This is a genomic window from Phenylobacterium sp., from assembly GCF_041691455.1.
GTDB lineage: Bacteria > Pseudomonadota > Alphaproteobacteria > Caulobacterales > Caulobacteraceae > Phenylobacterium.
The window spans coordinates 1-16,867 of record NZ_JBEPUO010000019.1 but is presented as its reverse complement, the minus strand read 5'-3'; the positions used below and the strand labels follow the sequence as shown (position 1 = coordinate 16,867).

The following is a 16,867-nucleotide window of genomic DNA, read 5'->3' as shown; positions in this document are numbered from 1 at the left end:
GCGCCCGGAACTTGGACTTGCCGTACCGCGCCATTTTACCGGCCGGGAGTGACCACAAGGTTTAGCTGTCAAACTTTACAAGATTGTCTTGTAATGATGTAAGGAACGCACTTTACAAGGCGTCAGCACAGACATCATGGCCACCGACCGCCGCCTCTACATCGGGCCCCGCCTGAGGCGCCTGCGCCGTAACCTGGGCCTGACCCAGGCCGACATGGCCGGCGATCTCGATGTCTCGCCGTCCTACATCGCGCTGCTCGAACGCAACAATCGGCCGCTGACCGCCGACCTGCTGGTGCGCCTGGCCCAGACCTACAACGTCGACATGGCCGCCCTGGCCGGCAACGCCGGCGCGGACGAGGCCGCCCGGCTGCAGGCTGTGCTGAAGGATCCACTGTTCGCCGACATCGACCGCGCGGCGCTGGAAGTCTCCGACGTGGTGACCAACCATCCCGGGATCACCGAGGCGCTGCTCCGGCTCTATACGACCTACCAGGAGGAGCAGCTGGCGCTCGCCGACCGGGGGGCGGAGACGGGCGGGCCGGGCGGCGAGGGGGCGGAGGCGTCAGATCCGGTGGCGGAGTCGCGGCGCTTCCTGGCCGCGCGCCGCAACAGCTTCCCGACCCTCGACGATGCCGCCGAGCGTCTGGCCCAGGCGGTGAGCGCCCATGACAACATCACCGGCTACCTGAAGGCGCGCCACGACCTGCGGGTCCGGCGACTGCCGTCGAGCGTGATGGTCGGCTCCATGCGCCGGCTCGACCGGCATCGCCGCGAGATCCTGCTGGACGACGCCCTGGATGGCGCGAGCCAGGCTTTCCAGCTCGCGCTGCAGCTCGCCTACCTGGAGATGGGCGCAGAGATCGACGCGGTGCTCGCGGCGGGAAGCTTCGCCTCGGAGAGCGGCGAACGCCTGACCCGCCGGGCGCTGGCGAGCTACGCCGGCGCGGCCCTCCTGATGCCCTACTCGGCCTTCGCCCGCGCGGTCGAGGCCCGCCGCTATGACGTCGAGGCCCTGGCCCGCCAGTTCGGCTGCAGCTTCGAGCAGACCGCCCACCGTCTGACGACGTTGCAGAAGCCGGGGCAGGAGCGGGTGCCGTTCTTCTTCATCCGCGTCGATCCGGCCGGCAACGTCTCCAAGCGGCTCGACGGCGCGGGGTTCCCCTTCGCCCGCCATGGCGGCGGCTGCCCGCTCTGGTCGGTGCACTACGCCTTCCGCACGCCGCGCGAGATCGTCACCCAGTGGCTGGAGCTTCCCGACGGCCAGAGGTTCTTCTCCATCGCGCGCACGGTGACCGCCGGCGGCGGGGCCTTCGGCTCGCCCAGGGTCGAGCGCGCCATTGCACTCGGCTGCGCGGCGGAGCACGCCCACCGCCTGGTCTATACCCAGGGCCAGCCCGGGCCGGACGAGGCGGCGGCCACGCCGATCGGGGTCACCTGCCGGCTTTGCCAGCGCACCGAATGCAGCGCCCGGTCGGAGCCGCCGATCGGCCGCCAGATCCTGCCCGACGACATCCGGCGCACCAGCCTGCCGTTCGGATTTTCCGACACCTGAGCGGGCGTAAATTCAGCGAACACGTTACGCGATTGCATTGCGCGTGGCCGCTCTAAGCCGCTGGCGCAGCGGCGATTTCCATGCGCTACTTCCTGAAAATAACGGGAGTGAAACACGCTCCCGGATAATGCTGGGGGAAACATGGGTCAGGTGGCTGTTCAGTCCACGGACCGCTTTGAGCGCAAGCGCGAGGCGATTCTCGACGCCTCGACGGAACTGCTCAACAGCCGGGGCGTGAAGGGTCTGACGCTGGGGGTGGCCGCGGCCGCGGTCGATCTGTCGACCACCAGCGTCACCTACTATTTCAAGCGCAAGGACGATCTCGCCGCGGCGTGCATGATGCGCGGCGTCGGGGCCCTGATGGCGATCGTCGGCCTGGCGCTCGCCGAAGCCACGCCGCAGGCGCGGTTGCACACCCTGCTTCGGCTCTATCTGGAGCGGGTGCGTCGCGCCGCGGTGGGCGAGGCCCCGCCCCTGGCGCTGCTTTCGGACCTGCGGGCGCTGAACATGCCGCAGCGCGGCGAGGTGGCGACCGCCTATATGAAGCTCTTCCGGCGCCTGCGGCAGATATTCGAGGCGCCGGAACTGGCCTGGATGTCCCGGGGCCGGAAGACGGCCCGCACCCAGATGCTGCTGGAGCAGCTCTTCTGGGCCGCCGCCTGGCTTCCGAAGTACGATCCCGAGGACTACGGCCGCGTCCGCGAGCGGATGTACGACATCCTGGTCGGCGGCCTGGCCGCGCCCGGCCAGACCTGGAATCCCGAACCGCTGCCCATGGTCCAGCTCGCGCCGCGCGACCGCCACGAGATGAGCCGCGAGACCTTCCTCATGGCCGCCACCCGGCTGATCAACGCCCGCGGCTACCGCGGCGCCTCGGTCGACAAGATCTCGGCCGAGCTCAATGTCACCAAGGGCAGCTTCTACCACCACAACGACGCCAAGGATGACCTGGTGGTGGCCTGTTTCGACCGCACCTTCGAGGTGATGACCCGGGTCCAGCGCCTGGCCATCGACCTGCCGGGCGACCAGTGGACCCGGCTGATCAGCGCCACGGCCGCGCTCGCCGAATACCAGCTGTCGGACCAGGGGCCGTTGTTGCGCACCTCCGCGCTCGCCGCCCTGCCGGAGTCGATCCGCGCCGAGATGGTGAAGCACTCCGACAAGGTCTCCGACCGCTTCGCCTCGATGATCTGCGACGGCATCGCCGAGGGGTCGCTGCGCGCGGTCGACCCGTTCCTGGCCGCCCAGATGCTGAACGCCACGGTGAACGCCTGCGCCGAGCTCGGGGTCTGGGTGCCGGGGGTCAAGCAGAAGGCCGCGCCCGCGGTCTTCGCCCGCCCCCTGCTGATGGGCGTTTTCGAACGCTAGGGCAGCCGGGTCGCCTGCTCGGGTCAGCCGACGATATGGGTCTCTTCGGCGAGCGCGGCGGCTTCGCGAAGCCGGGCGATGTTCCGCTCATGGGCAGCGCGGTCGATGCGGTAGAACTGCAGGACGACCACCGAGCCGCCGTTGAAGATCAAGATGCAGGGCAGATAGTAGATCGCCAGGCGGCGTACGATGTCGGGGTCGACCGTGCCGGGCGCCGCGTGGGTCGGGAAGCCCACCAGCGAGATCAGTGAACCGGCGACGAACGCGCCGATGCCGAGCGTGAACTTGCCCACGAGGCCATTGGCGGCGAACAACACGCCCTCGGAGCGGGCGCCGCTCTTCACGGCCTGGTCCTCGGCCACGTCGGCGACCATCGAGGTGATGATCACGAAGCCCATCAGGCCGAGCGCGGCGGTCACCACCACGTCGGTGAACAGCAGTCCATAGAGCAGCCCCGAGCCGTTCGGCGGCATGATCCCCAGGAGCCGCCCGCCGATCGGCAGCATGGAGGTGAAGACCGAGGTCGAGAACAGCCCGATCATCGCCTGCTTCTTGCCGAACCGTTTGGCCAGGAAGGGCGCCAGGAAGACGCCGAGCACCGAGGATAGGAGACCGCCGGCGGCCAGCGGCCCGATCGCCTGTGACTTCAGACCCCACAGGTGCAGGTAGAAATAGTTGGAGAGCGTCGTGGTGATGCCGACGCCCGTGCCCCCCAGCAGACTGGAGCCCATGACCACGACCAAGGCGGGGTTGGCGAAGGTGGACGCGATCTGGCGGAACGTCTGTCCGACCGTCGCGCGCCGGACGGGCGGCTTGTGCAGATAGGGGATGCGGCTGTGGGTGGCGGCCGCGGAGATGAGGATACAGACCACAATCAGCACGGCCGAGAGCGCGCCGAACTGGGCGTAGCGCTCAGGATTGAGCACCCCGAGCGGGTTGGCCGCGTCCTGCCGCAGGAACACCGTGTAGAGAACGAGTTGCATGACCGCGATACCGCCGATCGCGAAGAACCAGCGGAAGGCCATCAGCGAGGTGCGCTGGTCGTAGTCGGGCGCGAGTTCGGGCGCGAGCGCGGCGGAGGGGATCTCATAGCTCGCCCCGGCGACCCGCAGCGCGATCATAGTCACCACCGCCAGGCCCAGGAGCTGCGTCGGCTCCAGTCCGCGCGGCGCGTGCCACAGGAAGTAGGTGAGCGCCGCGGCGGGCAGGGCCGAGGCGTACATGAAAGGATGGCGCCGGCCCCAGCGGGAGCGGAAATTGTCCGACCATTGGCCGATCAGGGGGTCCAGCACCACGTCGGCGAGCAGTGACACCAGGATCGCGGCCCCCACCCACACAGCGGGAATGCCGAGCACCTGGTTGAAATAGATCTGCAGCACCGCCGACGACAGGATCACGTAGGCGACGCCGTAGGCCACCGACCCCAGGCCGTAGGTCACCTTGAGCGGAAATCCGAGCGGCGGCGGCGTGGGGACCGGCGAACTCAAGGTCGCGCACCCAGGGACCTGCAGCCTGCCGCCATGACGTCCTCCCGCCGCATCGATGCGGCCTTCGTCGGACGTTCGGACTGTCGGGACAGCCGTCGTCCGCTCTCTGTGCATCGACCGTGCGGGAGGGCCACGGGGGCGTCAACGGATTTGATCTTACATTGTAGAAAGGTTCGAAGAATCGGCATGTTCCGTTACGGAAACCTGCGCAAAAACAAAGGGCGCGCCCTTGCGGACGCGCCCTCCGAACCGAATTTCCGGATCGTCTAGAAGCGGTATTGGAACTCCACGCCGAAGGTCCGCGGCGGGGTCAGGTTGTAACTGCTGTTGAGGCCGCTGTTGCCGACGGTGCCCGCTTTCTGGATGCCGTTGACCGCACCCGTCACAGCGCTCGCCGTGGTGAGCGGCACGCCGGGCGTGATGCCACCGTTCGACGCCGCGATCGTGGCGGCATTGAACACCCCGCTCAGACGCGAAGCGGATGCGCCGCCGTCGTAGCCGAGGTCGTCGAACACGTTCTTCACGTAGGCGATGATCGAGTACTTGTTTTGCTTGCCCTTCCAGGTGACCCGAGCATCGGTCTGACTCCAGGACGGCGCAGCGTTATACGACCGTTCGAAGATGCCGCCGTACTGCTTGTCGCGCCAGATGTAGCTGACCGAGGGCGACAGCGAGCCCCGCTCCAACTCCCAGGTGTAGGTGACGGAGAGCGCGACCTTGTTGCGGGGGGTCTGCGGCAGGCTGTTGCCGGACAGGTCCTGGGCCCGTTGCACGAGGCCGGTATTGACGTCGCAGAGCGGGTCCGGTTTGGGGTTGGTCGCCGAAGGGGTCGAGCCAGTGCCGGTGCAGGTCTGCAACCCCTGGGTCAGCGGCTTGGCTCCTGCCGCGAGAGCTTCGGGGTCCTGCGGATCGAAAATGCCTGAGAGCGATTTCACGTAGGCGTCGGTGTACGAGTAGTTGAACAGGACCTGCAGGTGGTCGACCGGCTGCCAGATCGTTTCCAACTCGATGCCGCGGCTGACGGATTTCGGAATGTTGACGTACTGGCTTTGGCTGACGGCTAGGCCGCCGGTGTTGTTGGCCACCGCTAGCGGCGCCTGGAAGCCGGTGAGGTCTTCCCAAAATAGCGCCAAGTTGACCTGCAGCGTCTTGTTGAAGAAGTCCTTCTTGAGGCCGACTTCGTAGTCGTTGTCGTGTTCGGCGTCCGTGAACGGGAACTGGCCGAGCGTGCTGGTCACGCCCGAATTGATACCGCCCATCAGATAGCCGCGGCTGTAGCGGGCGTACATCATGGTGTCCGGATCCGGATCCCACTGCAGGCCGGCCGTCCCGGTGGTGGCCGTCCAGGTGTAATCGTATCCGCGGGTCGCGAAGCCGTCCGACGTGACCGTCACGCCGCCGGGCTTTCCGTTGTTGACCACGCCTTTCGGCACGCTTGGACCGAGATAGGCCACGGCGCCGCTGGCGGTGACATCAACCGGCGGCGTCAGGGTGCCCAACAGGTTGGGCGACGAGCCCGACAGGCAGGCCGTGGTGCCGAAACAGATCACCCGCACCGATTCCGTGCCTTGGAGATTGTCGTGGCTGTAACGCAGGCCAAGCGTCGCCTTCAAGGTGTCGGCGAACTTCCAGTCGATCTGACCGTAGCCTGCGTAGGATTCCTGTTCGAACTGCGTACGGTTGTCGAAGAGCCGGCGCTGGAAGTCGGCTCCAACACCCGTGGGATTGATGCCAAGGGCAGCCCCAGCGTTCGTCATTACGCCGTCAAGCTGCGGCTGGTCGAACAGGGTCGTGAAGACCGGCTGCCTGTAGCCTTCCTTGTAGTAGTAAAGACCACCGATCCACTGGAGAGCGCCGTTGTCCGAGGAGGCCAGGCTGATCTCGTGGCTGATGTTGTGGTAGTCTTCTTGATAGGTCGAGGCTTGGCGGGGGTTTATTGTCAGGTTCTGACAGGCGCCGGGCCGGGCTAGGTTCGTCGCCGCGCAGCCCTGGGCCGCCGCGGGCGCCGCCGGGTTGAAGGGCGGCACCACGATCTGGAACGAACTGATCGAGCCCCCGCCGTTATCCGAGAACAGGGTGTAGTGGTAGTTGATCCCACCGCCCACGTACTTCAGGTCCATCCCGGGCAGGTGGTAGGTGTAGTTCACCGCGATGCCGAAGGCATTGTCCAGCGAAACGGTCTGGGCGACGTTGGTGGCGAACTTGCGCGGGTCGCTGGCGGCCGGGTTCACACAGCCGAGCGGCGAGGTGTTGACCACGTTGGTGACCACGCCCCCAGGCGCGCAGGCGAAGCCGGCGGCGACGTTCTGGGCGCCATATTCTCCCACTCCAAACGGGCCGGGCGAATAGCCGGCGCGCGCGCCGGGCCCGCCGGAGCCGTTGTTCCAGCCCGTGATGTAAGCCTTTGCCCAGCCGTCGGCATGCTCGCCGAACTTCGCCTGAAGTTGGCCTTCAACGTAGAACTGGTCGATCACATTGCCTTCGGACGGCATGCCAGGGACCACGTTGGTGTAGTAGCCGTCCCGTTGCTTTTCCCAATTTCCGGCTAGACGGTACTGCAGGCCCTCCGCGAGAGGTCCGGAGACCGCGGCTTCAATGAGCGTCCGGCCGTAGTTGGCCACGGTCGCGCGCACTTCGCCGTACGGATCTTCCGTCGGGCGCTTGGAGATGATGTTGATCGCCCCCCCGATGGAGTTACGGCCGTAGAGCGTGCCCTGCGGGCCGCGCAACACTTCGACGCGGTCGGAGAAGATCGGCGACTTGCCGGCGGTGACCGTCGAGGTGGTGTAGATGCCATCGTCGTACACAGCCACCGGGACCGCGACCGGGTGGGCGTTGGTCAGGCGGCCGATGCCGCGCACCGCGGCGCGGTCGTTGGCGCTGGTGTAGTTCAGGCCTGGCGTGAAGTTGGTCATGTCCTGGATCGAGTTGATCCCCAGCAGCTCCCGCTTTTCTGACGTGAACGCCGAGATGGCGACCGGCACGTCCTGCAGGCTCTGGCTCCGCTTTTCAGCGGTGATCACCAGCTCTTCGATGGTGTTGCTGGCCGCGGCGGTGGCCGCGGGCTTGCTTTGAGCGTGAACGGCCGTGGCGCCGAGCACCGTGGCGGCCAGCAGAGCGCTGGACGCCAAAAGGCGAACCTTGTGTTGCAACTTATCCTCCCCAGGGGCCGCGAGGGCCCAACAATTAAGACTGATATTATTGTTGTTCGAAAATCATCGCGGGCAGGCGCGAGCGCGCGATCACGATCGCGCGTCCGACAAGCAAATGCCGCAAGCCCCCATTCGTCCTCCCACCGCCCGTAGGCGGCCCTCGTCGGGCGTTTGGAGGCCAGCCAGCCACCATCGCCCATTCTTTTGTGGGCCGAAGGTGCGGGAGGCCTAGCGCAGCGTCAACGTTTTTTGATCTTACGTTACGGAAAGTTTCAACTTGTGACCATCAGTATCACAAGATTGTCCTGCAAAAACAAAGGGCGCGCCCTTGCAGGCGCGCCCTCCGACCGAATCTGGGTTTATCCTAGAAGCGGTATTGCAGCTCCACGCCGTAGGTGCGCGGCGGGGTCAGCGGGTAGGTGATGTTGAAACCGGGCTGCACGACGTTGCGCTGCGGGGAGACAACCGTCGCGCCGGGCAGGGTGCCGGCGATGCGGGCGCCAGTGGCGCCGCCATCGTAGCCCAGGTCGTCGAAGAGGTTCTTCACATAGGCGATGACCGAGTACTTGTTGTCCTTGCCCTTCCAGGTGACGCGCGCATCGACCTGGCTCCAGGATGGGGCCTCGTTGTACGAGCGCGTGAAGATCGAGCCGTACTGCTTGTCACGCCAGATGTAGCTCACCGACGGCGACAGCGAGCCGGCGTCCATCACCCAGGTGTAGGTGCCGTTCAGCGCGACCTTGTTCTTGGTCGACTGGGGCAGCTGGTTGCCGCTCAGGTCCTGCCCCCGAGTGGGGAGGCCGGTGTAAACATCGATCGGCCCGGCAGCGCCGACCGGCTTGGCGCCGGGCTGCGTGGCGGTCGGATCGGTCGGGTCGATGACGCCTTTCAGGTCGGTAATGTGGGCGTCGTCGTAGGCGTAGGTCAGCTGGAACTGCAGGTGGTCGATGGGCGACCAGATGGTTTCCAGCTCGAGGCCGTAGCTCACCGCCTTGGGCACGTTCAGGAAGACGCCCTGCGATTGGGCGATGCCGCCGCTGACGGCCGGCACGGTCACCGGCGCCTGGAAGTCCTGGTAGTCGAGATAGTAGATCGCCAGGTTGGTCTGCAGGGTGTGGTTGAAGAAGTCCTTCTTCAGGCCGACTTCATAGTTGTTGGCGTGTTCCGGCCCGGTGTAGGGCGAGGAGCCCAGGGTGGTCGAAATGCCGACGTTGAAGCCGCCCGCCTTATAGCCGCGGCTGTAGCGGGCATAGACCATGGTGTCCCGATCGGGATCCCACTGCACGCCGGCGGTGCCGGTCCAGGCGGAGAAGTTGGCGTCGTAGGCGCGGTGGGCGAAGCCGCCCGGAAGGAAGGTCACGCCGCCGATCCCGCCGGGGACCACGCCGCGGGGCGTGGTCGCGAGGTTCACGACGCCCGCCGTCACGTCCACGGGGGGCGCGAGGGAGCCGAGGCCTTCGGGCGTCGCGCCGCCGAGGCAGGAGGTCACCGCATAGCAGACCACCCGGACGTCTTCGGTGCCGTACTTGTGGTCGTGGCTGTAGCGGATGCCGAGCGTGGTCTTCCAGTCCGGCGCGAACTTCCAGTCGATCTGACCGAAGCCCGCGTAGGATTCGTCGTGCATCTCGGGACGGTCGTCATAGGGCCGCAGCAGGGTGTCGGCGTTGACCGGGCCGGTGAGGGTCGGCGCGGCCGCGGCGATGCCGGCGGAGGCGAGCTGCGTCTGGTCGAACAGGGTCGTGAAGACCGGCTGCTGGACGCCTTCCTTGTAGTAGTAGGCGCCGACCAGCCACTGCAGGTCCCCGTCGCCGCTCGACGACAGGTTCAGCTCGTGGCTGACCCAGTGCTTGTTCTCCTGGTAGGTCGAGGCGTAGCGCGGACGCACGTTGACGCCGGTGCAGCCCGGAACGACCGAGCAGGGCGTCACCTGCGCGCCGAGCGCCGCGCCGCCGGCCGCGAAGAACGGCGCCACCGGCAGGGTGAAGCCTTGGATCGCGGTGGCGTCCTGATCGGCGATCAGGGTGTAGTGGTAGTTGTCGTAGCCGCCGATGTACTTCAGGTCGGCGCCGCCGAAGTGGTAGGTCCACTGGGTCGAGAAGATGTAGGTCTCGTCCAGGGACACCGAGTTGGCGGTGTCGGCCGCGAACTTGCGCGGGTCGCTGTTGGCCGGGTTCACGCAGCCCGAGGGCGACTTGTTCACGACATTGGTCGGCACGCCGCTACAGGCGTAGCCGGGGTTCACGAAGAGCGCGCTGGGCTGGAACTCGGTCGTGTTGATCGGGCCGGTGGTGTAGGTGGCGCGCGCGCCGGGACCGCCGCCGCCGTTGTTCCAGCCGGCGACCGAGGCCTTCACCCAGCCTTCGAGGTTCTCGCCGAACTTCGCCTGCAGCTGGCCTTCGATGTAGTAGGTGTCGACGACATTGCCTTCGCTGGGCATGCCCGGGACGATGTTGGTGAAGTAGCCGTCGCGCTGCTTTTCCCAGTTGCCGGCCAGGCGGAACTGGAGATCCGGCGCCAGAGGACCGGAGACCGCCATTTCCAGCAGGCTGCGGCCATAGTTGCCGAGCGTGGCGCGGACTTCGCCATAGGGTTCTTCGGTCGGGCGCTTGGAGATCACGTTGATCGCGCCGCCAATGGAGTTACGGCCGTAGAGCGTGCCCTGCGGCCCGCGCAGGATTTCCACCCGGTCGGTGAAGATCGGCGTCTTGCCGGCTTCCACCGTCGAGGAGGTGTAGACGCCATCGGAATAGGTCGCGACGCCCGGGTCGGCCGACTGCACGTTGGTCAGGCGGCCCACGCCGCGCAGGCTGATGCGGTCGAGCTGGCTGGAATAGGCCAGACCCGGCGTGAAGTTGGTCATGTCCTGGACGCTGTTGATCCCCAGGAGGTCGCGCTTCTCGGAGGTGTAGGCCGAGATGGCGACGGGGACGTCCTGCAGGCTCTGGCTCCGCTTTTCAGCGGTGACCACCAGCTCTTCGATGGTGTTGCTGGCCGCGGCCGCAGCGGCCGGACGGGTTTGAGCGTGGGCTGACGTGCCGAGCGCGACGGCAAGCAAAAGAGCGCCGGACGCGAAAAGGCGAACCTTGTTGTGCAAAATTTGATCTCCCCAGTGGGCCAGATGAGCCAGGAATGAGCTGTCGCTTTTTCTTTCTCCACTGGCTCAGCCGTACCGGGGCGTCAACCGCCTCTGCCCAATTTACAACCCAATTTCGAAATGTTGGTTTGGAGTGTGGGGAAGTTGTCACGAGGTTTTTGTCATAAAATTCAAAAACACGGTTTGGCAAAGGCCTTTACCTAGCGTTACGTCTGCAACGTCTGGTTACCCCGTTACCAGCATCACCTTTCCCACGTGTGCGCCGCCCTCCAGATGGGCGTGCGCCTTGGCCGCTTCGGCGAGCGGGAAGGTGGCGTCGATCTGCGGCTTCAGCTTGCCGGCCTCGATCCACGGCCAGACCAGGCGCTCCACGGCCGCGGCGATCCTGGCCTTCTCATCGGCGTCGCGCGGCCGCAGGGTCGAGCCGGTGACGACGCCGCGCTTCTGCATCAGGCGGCCGATCGAAAGGGTGACGTCGCCGCCGCCCAGGCTGGCGATGAACACGATGCGGCCGCCGGTTTTCAGCGCGTCGAGGTCCTTGGCGAAATAGTCGCCGCCGACCATGTCGAGGACGACGTCGCAGCCGCCCTCGCCCTTTGCCACTTCGGCGAAATCCTCCGTTTTGGTGTCGACCGCCACATCCGCGCCCAGCTTGCGGGCCGTCGCCGCCTTGTCGGCGCCGCGGGCGGTGGCGATCACCTTCGCGCCGTGCGCCTTGCCCATCTGGATCGCCACGGTGCCGATGCCGGAGGTGGCGCCGTGCACCATCAGGGTCTCGCCGGGCTTCAGGGCCCCGTGCTCGAAGACGTTGGCGAAGACCGTGAAGACGGTCTCGGGCAGGGCGGCGGCCTCGATGAAGTCCAGGCCCTTGGGGATCGGCAGGGCGTGGCGCGCGTCGCAGACGGCGTATTCCGCATAGCCGCCCCCGCCCAGCAGGGCGCAGACCCGGTCGCCCGCCTTCCAGCGTCCCGCGCCCTCGACCACCTCGCCGGCGACTTCCAGCCCCATGGTCTCCGGCGATCCCGGCGGCGGCGGATAGAAGCCCATGCGCTGGATGATGTCCGGCCGGTTGACGCCCGCGGCGCGCACCCGGATCAGGATCTGGCCGGGCTTGGGCTCGGGGCGCGGGATCTGCACGGCCTTCAGCGCGTCGGCCGGGCCCTTGCCGCCTTCGATGGCGATCGCGGTCATGGTGTCGGTCATGTGGATGGCTCCGGCAAAGCTGTGCGCGCCGGGGTTGCGCAAACTTGCGCTTTGGCGGCTCGCGAGGTTGGATAGCGCCCCATCGGGGAACCGGAAAGTGGAGCCCGTCATGGAAGAGCCGGCTGAAGTCCGTATCGGCCGCGGCCAGCGCCTCATCGAGGCCGTCCGCGAGGACCTGGAACTGTTCGGCGTGGCCGAGCTGGAAGAGCGCATCGAGATCCTGCAGTCGGAGATCGCCCGGGCCCAGGCCCAGATCGAGCGCAAGCGGGCCGGGCGGGCGGCGGCCGACGCCCTGTTCGGCTCTGGCCCGCGCTAGTCTGACGCAGGGATTAGGCGCAAAATGGTCCAGATCGGGTGGCACGGCGGTTGCATTGACGGTTTTTCGCGACCGCTTGGCGGGCTGAGTATAGGTTGACCACCGGATGAGCGATCTCAACGTCCCCTCCACGCCGTGGCGCGCCGAAGTCATTCAGGACTTTGCGCGTTCCGAGCTGTTCCAGCGCACCTTCCAGGAAGGCATGGACCTGGTTGAGGAGACCGCCGGCTATCTGGACGGCGCAGGCCGCCAGGCCTCCAAGCTGCTGTCCCGCAACGCCGCGCTCGCCTATGCGGCCGAAAGCATGCGCCTGACCACGCGCCTGATGCAGGTGGCCTCCTGGCTGCTGGTGCAGCGCGCCGTTCGCGAAGGCGACATGCCGCCGAACGCCGCCTGCGAGGAGCGCTACCGGCTGGCCGGGGAAGAGGTCTGCCGCGCTACGGGCGAGGCCGAGGGCCTGCCCACCGAGCTCCTGACCCTGCTGGACCGCTCGGAACGGCTCTACGAACGGGTCCGCCACCTCGACCGGCGGATGTACGTCGAGGGCGACGCCGAGGAGGCGCCGCACCCCGTGCTGACCCAACAGGACCGCCTGAAGACCGCCTTCGGGAGCTAGGCTCCAGCCTATCGAAACGAGAAAACGCCGCGGAGAGCGATCTCCGCGGCGTTTTCTATTGGGATATCCTGTTGTCCCGGCCTGGGTCCCGGCCTTCGCCGGGATCAGTCGGGCTAACGCCGGCTCACTTGCGGGTGAAGCCGCCGAACTTGGCGTTGAAGCGTGACACGCGGCCGCCGCGGTCCAGCATCTGGTGGCCGCCGCCGGTCCAGGCCGGGTGGGTCTTGGGATCGATGTCGAGGTTCAGCGTCGCGCCTTCCTTCCCGTAGGTGGAACGGGTCTGGTAGCTCGTGCCGTCCGTCATCACCACGGTGATGAAGTGATAGTCCGGATGGGTGTCTTGTTTCATCGCGAAAGCGCCTGACGTAAGGAAGCGTCGAAAATGATCGGAAGGCCTCCTGCAGAGGGGGCCGTTCGAGGAAGCCGGGCGTATAGAGAAACGCCGGCGCAAATGCAAGGTGCGAGCGTCGATGAGTGAGCCCGGGTTGGAGCCGGCGGCCGGACGGCCGACCGCGGGGCAGGCCCTGGCGCAAACCCTCGACGAAGCCGCCGAGCGCCGGCCGAAAAGCCGCAACGTCCGGGCGCTCGGTCATCTGGTGCCGTTCGCCGCCGGCCACCGGCTCGACGCGGCCGCCGCCGGCGTCTTCCTGGTCACCGCCGCGGCGGCGAGCCTCGGCCTGACCGGGGCCGCGCGCCTGGTGGTCGACCACCTGACCGGCCCCTCGGCCCATCCGACGCCCGCGAGCACCGCGCCCTGGTTCTGGGTGCTGGGCGGGGTGGCGCTCGCCTTGGCGCTCTCCTCGGCCCTGCGCTACTTCTTCGTGACCAAGCTCGGCGAGCGGATCGTGGCCGACCTCCGCAAGGCGACCTACGCCCACATCCTGTCGCTCGACCCGGCCTTCTTCCTGATGACCCGGACCGGCGAGGTGCTGTCGCGCCTGACCACCGACATCCAGATCGTCGAAAACCTGCTCACCACCTCGATCTCGGTCTCGCTGCGCAACGTCCTGATGCTGGTGGGGGGCCTGGCCTACATGGTGGTGGTCAGTCCGCGCCTGACCGGCCTGGTGCTGATCACCTTCCCGGTGGTCATCGCGCCGCTCTTCCTGTTCGGCCGCCAGGTGCGCAAGCTCACCGCCTCCACCCAGGACCAGTTCGCCTCGGCCATCGGCCATGCCGGCGAGACCCTGGATGCGCTGGAGATCGTCCAGGCCTTCGGGCGCGAGGCTTCCGGCGCCGCGCGGTTCGGCGAGGCGGTGGAGAACGCCTTCCGCACCTCGCTTCGGCGGATGACCGCGCGCGCCCTGATGACCGGGGCGGCCATCGCCCTGGTGTTCGGGGGAGTCGTATGGATCTTCTGGCTGGGCGTCACCGCGGCGCTGAACGGCGAGATGACCTGGGGCACGCTGATCCAGTTCGTCTTCCTGGCGGTGATGTCGGCGAGCTCGGTGGGCGCGCTGGGCGAGACCTGGGGCGACGTCCAGAAGGCCGCCGGCGCCATGGAGCGGGTCTCCGAGATCCTCTCGGCGCGGCCGGGCATCGCCCCGCCGGCCCACCCGAGGCCGCTGCCCGCCCCGCCGCGCGGCGAGGTGGCGCTGGAGAACGTCACCTTCGCCTATCCTGGCCGGCCGGACATGCCGGCGGTGCGCGGCCTGACGCTCACCGTGAAGCCCGGCGAACGAGTGGCCCTGGTCGGCCCCTCCGGCGCCGGCAAGAGCACGGTCTTCCGCCTGTTGCTGAGGTTCTACGATCCGCAAGCGGGGCGGGTGCTGGTGGACGGCATCGACGTGCGCGACGCCGATCCGGTGGAGGTCCGCGCCCGCATGGCGCTGGTCGCCCAGGACTCGCCGCTGTTCTCCGGCTCGGCCCTGGAAAACGTCCGTTTCGGCCGCGAGGACGCCAGCCTCGCCGAGGTGCAGGCCGCCGTGCGCGCCGCCCAGGCCGAGGGCTTCCTGGCGGCCCTGCCGGAAGGCATCGACACCCAGATCGGCGAGCGCGCCCGCAGCCTCTCCGGCGGCCAGCGCCAGCGGCTGGCCATCGCCCGCGCGCTGGTCCGCCACGCCCCCATCCTGCTGCTCGACGAAGCCACCAGCGCGCTCGACGCCGAGAACGAACAGCTGGTGCAGCGGGCCCTCGACGAGGCCATGGCCGGCCACACCACCCTGGTCATCGCCCACCGGCTGGCGACCGTGCTCAAGGCCGACCGCATCGTGGTCATGGACGAGGGCCGCGTGGTCGAGGAGGGCACGCACCACGAGCTGGTGGCCCGCAACGGGCTCTACGCGCGGCTGGCGTCGCTGCAGTTCGGGGAAGCCGCCTAGCGGCCCGGCGCCGGGCCGAGCATCACGTTCAGCACCTTGTCGTCCTTGCCCGCCAGCGAGGCGCAGAGCAGTTGCGCCGGCTCGGTCCCCGAGGCGTTGCGGAAATAGTGCACCGTCGTCTCCGGCGGCTCGTAGGTTGTCGAGCCCTGGGCCGCCCGCCGCTCGGGCGCGTCGCCGATCTTCACCAGGAAGTCGCCCTTGGCGATGAAACAGATCACCGGGACGGTGTGCTTGTGCCTTGGCATGACCTGGCCGGGCAGGAAGTCCACCCGGTTGGTCTCCACGCGGTCGACGGATTTGCCGGGCGCGACAGGGATCACGGCCAGCGGCGTACGGGTCGGGATCGGCGCCTGGGCCTGCGCCGCAGGCGCCAGCGCAGCGGCGGAAACCAGGGCTGCCAGAGCTGCGAGGCGCCTCACCCTCGCGCCTTCACCGCGAGCCCCGGGAAGTCGCTGAACAGGCCGTCGATGCCGGCGGCGTAGAGGGCGTGGTAGAGCGCGTCCACGTCGCCGTGGACCATCGGGTCGGTCCCGTTGCGCAGCTTGGGCGGCAGGAAGGCGTTCTCGGCGCGCACCGTCCAGGGATGCACCGCCAGGCCCGCCGCATGGGCGTCGCCGACCAGGGCGGTGGCCGGCGCCAGCCCGCCGTCCGCCGCGGTGGGGATCACCATGGTGTATTCCGGCCCGACGCCGTTGGCGTAGGCGGCGATCGCCTTCATGCCCGAGGCCGAGACCATGTCCCTGTAGACCAGGGTGACGTCGGTCGGCCCGCCGCCCGGCGAGACCAGCTGAATGCGCGGCGCCTTGCACATCGTCATGATGGTCTTCAGCGGCAGGACGTCGAAGCACTGGATGAAGACCGGGGCGGTGGCGCTGTCGAGGTCGTTCTTCTTCAGGATGTCGGCCAGCCGGCCTTCCATCGGCAGGCCGATGCCGGCGAAGTAGTTGGCGTGCTTCATCTCCGGATAGGTGCCGATGGGGCGCTTCAGCCGGGCGCTCTCCGACTTCGCCAGGTCCAGCACCTCCTGGTAGGTCGGGATGGTCTCCTGGCCGTTGAACTTGACGCTTTCGGGCCTGAGTTTCGGCAGCCGTTCGCGGCAGCGGATGGTCTTCAGCTCTTCCAGGGTGAAGTCCTCGGTGAACCAGCCGCTCACCGCCTGGCCCTGGATCTGGCGGGTGGTGAGCCTGGACTCGAACTCCTTGTGCAGGGCCACGTCGGTGGTCTGGGAGATCTCGTTCTCGTGGCGGACGACGAAGTGGCCGTCCTTGGTCAGCACCAGGTCCGGCTCGATGAAGTCCGCGCCCTCGGCGATCGCCAGCCTGAAGGCCATCAGCGTGCTTTCCGGCCGCTCGCCGCTGGCCCCGCGGTGGGCGATGATCAGCGGCTTCTTCCTGAACCCCTGTGCGGCGGCGGGCAGGGCGGCGAGCGCGGCGGCTGCGGCGCCGGTCGCGCCCAGTGTGCGGCGTGTGATGTCCATGACGCTCCCCCTACTTCTCGTTCGTGACAGTCAGTCACTCGGCGGAGGTAGGGTCAACTAGCGCGAAGCCTGGCGCAGGCGCTCCAGGAGCTGCGGCTGGATCTCCAGGTTGCCGGCGCAGACCGAACCCGCGGCCAGCACATCGTCGCCGCCCTCGGCGTCGGTGACGCGGCCGCCGGCCTCCGTCACCAGCAGGATGCCGGCCGCCAGGTCCCACGGATGGAGGTCGCGCTCCCAGTAGCCGTCGTAGCGGCCGGCCGCGACCCAGGCGAGGTCGA

At 67.8% G+C, this 16,867-nt stretch carries 13 protein-coding genes; 5 read left to right on the top strand and 8 right to left on the bottom strand.

Annotated elements, in window-relative coordinates:
• Positions 1–136 precede the first annotated feature (136 nt).
• Entirely contained in the window at positions 137–1,555 is a 1,419-nt protein-coding gene (locus ACESMY_RS17555) for a short-chain fatty acyl-CoA regulator family protein (RefSeq protein ID WP_372785908.1), read from the top strand.
• A gap of 141 nt (positions 1,556–1,696) precedes the next feature.
• Positions 1,697–2,923: a TetR/AcrR family transcriptional regulator gene (locus tag ACESMY_RS17550; RefSeq protein ID WP_372785907.1), complete on the top strand. Its 1,227-nt coding sequence runs from the start codon at positions 1,697–1,699 to the stop codon at positions 2,921–2,923.
• Between the two features lie 23 nt (positions 2,924–2,946).
• Here the strand turns inward: ACESMY_RS17550 and ACESMY_RS17545 are convergent, their stop codons facing one another.
• The 4 genes from ACESMY_RS17545 to ACESMY_RS17530 all read right to left on the bottom strand — a co-directional run bounded on the left by ACESMY_RS17545 (position 2,947) and on the right by ACESMY_RS17530 (position 11,859).
• Positions 2,947–4,410, bottom strand: coding sequence for an MFS transporter (locus ACESMY_RS17545; protein WP_372785906.1), 1,464 nt, complete (start codon positions 4,408–4,410; stop codon positions 2,947–2,949).
• Between the two features lie 266 nt (positions 4,411–4,676).
• A complete protein-coding gene (locus ACESMY_RS17540; RefSeq protein WP_372785905.1) occupies positions 4,677–7,562 on the bottom strand; it encodes a TonB-dependent receptor in 2,886 nt (961 codons plus the stop codon).
• A 364-nt stretch (positions 7,563–7,926) separates the two neighbouring features.
• The gene (locus ACESMY_RS17535; protein WP_372785904.1) at positions 7,927–10,656 is read right to left on the bottom strand and encodes a TonB-dependent receptor; all 2,730 of its coding nucleotides are present in this window, start codon (positions 10,654–10,656) and stop codon (positions 7,927–7,929) included.
• Positions 10,657–10,881: 225 nt separating this feature from the next.
• Positions 10,882–11,859: an NAD(P)H-quinone oxidoreductase gene (locus ACESMY_RS17530; RefSeq protein ID WP_372785903.1), complete on the bottom strand. Its 978-nt coding sequence runs from the start codon at positions 11,857–11,859 to the stop codon at positions 10,882–10,884.
• A 109-nt stretch (positions 11,860–11,968) separates the two neighbouring features.
• Between ACESMY_RS17530 and ACESMY_RS17525 the strand changes: the two genes are divergently transcribed.
• Positions 11,969–12,175 carry a DUF1192 family protein gene (locus ACESMY_RS17525; protein WP_372785902.1) on the top strand — a complete coding sequence of 69 codons (207 nt, stop codon included), beginning with the start codon at positions 11,969–11,971 and terminating at the stop codon, positions 12,173–12,175.
• 106 nt (positions 12,176–12,281) lie between these two features.
• Positions 12,282–12,791, top strand: a complete 510-nt coding sequence (locus ACESMY_RS17520; protein WP_372785901.1) for a DUF1465 family protein — start codon at positions 12,282–12,284, stop codon at positions 12,789–12,791.
• Positions 12,792–12,915: 124 nt separating this feature from the next.
• Here ACESMY_RS17520 and rpmE read toward each other — a convergent pair whose 3' ends face one another.
• Positions 12,916–13,140 carry a 50S ribosomal protein L31 gene (gene rpmE / locus ACESMY_RS17515; RefSeq protein WP_293366641.1) on the bottom strand — a complete coding sequence of 75 codons (225 nt, stop codon included), beginning with the start codon at positions 13,138–13,140 and terminating at the stop codon, positions 12,916–12,918.
• Between the two features lie 121 nt (positions 13,141–13,261).
• On the opposite strand from rpmE, the gene ACESMY_RS17510 reads away from it, so the two are divergent.
• Positions 13,262–15,112, top strand: coding sequence for an ABC transporter transmembrane domain-containing protein (locus ACESMY_RS17510; RefSeq protein WP_372785900.1), 1,851 nt, complete (start codon positions 13,262–13,264; stop codon positions 15,110–15,112).
• On the opposite strand, the gene ACESMY_RS17505 is transcribed toward ACESMY_RS17510, so the two are convergent.
• The 3 genes from ACESMY_RS17505 to ACESMY_RS17495 all read right to left on the bottom strand — a co-directional run.
• Positions 15,109–15,531 carry a cupin domain-containing protein gene (locus ACESMY_RS17505; RefSeq protein ID WP_372785899.1) on the bottom strand — a complete coding sequence of 141 codons (423 nt, stop codon included), beginning with the start codon at positions 15,529–15,531 and terminating at the stop codon, positions 15,109–15,111. The genes ACESMY_RS17510 and ACESMY_RS17505 overlap by 4 nt on opposite strands.
• Positions 15,528–16,589: a glycerophosphodiester phosphodiesterase gene (locus ACESMY_RS17500; RefSeq protein WP_372785898.1), complete on the bottom strand. Its 1,062-nt coding sequence runs from the start codon at positions 16,587–16,589 to the stop codon at positions 15,528–15,530. The genes ACESMY_RS17505 and ACESMY_RS17500 overlap by 4 nt, the downstream gene beginning before the upstream one ends.
• 57 nt (positions 16,590–16,646) lie before the next feature.
• Positions 16,647–16,867 (bottom strand): inositol monophosphatase family protein (locus ACESMY_RS17495; RefSeq protein ID WP_372785897.1); only part of this gene is annotated, 221 nt, incomplete at its 5' end.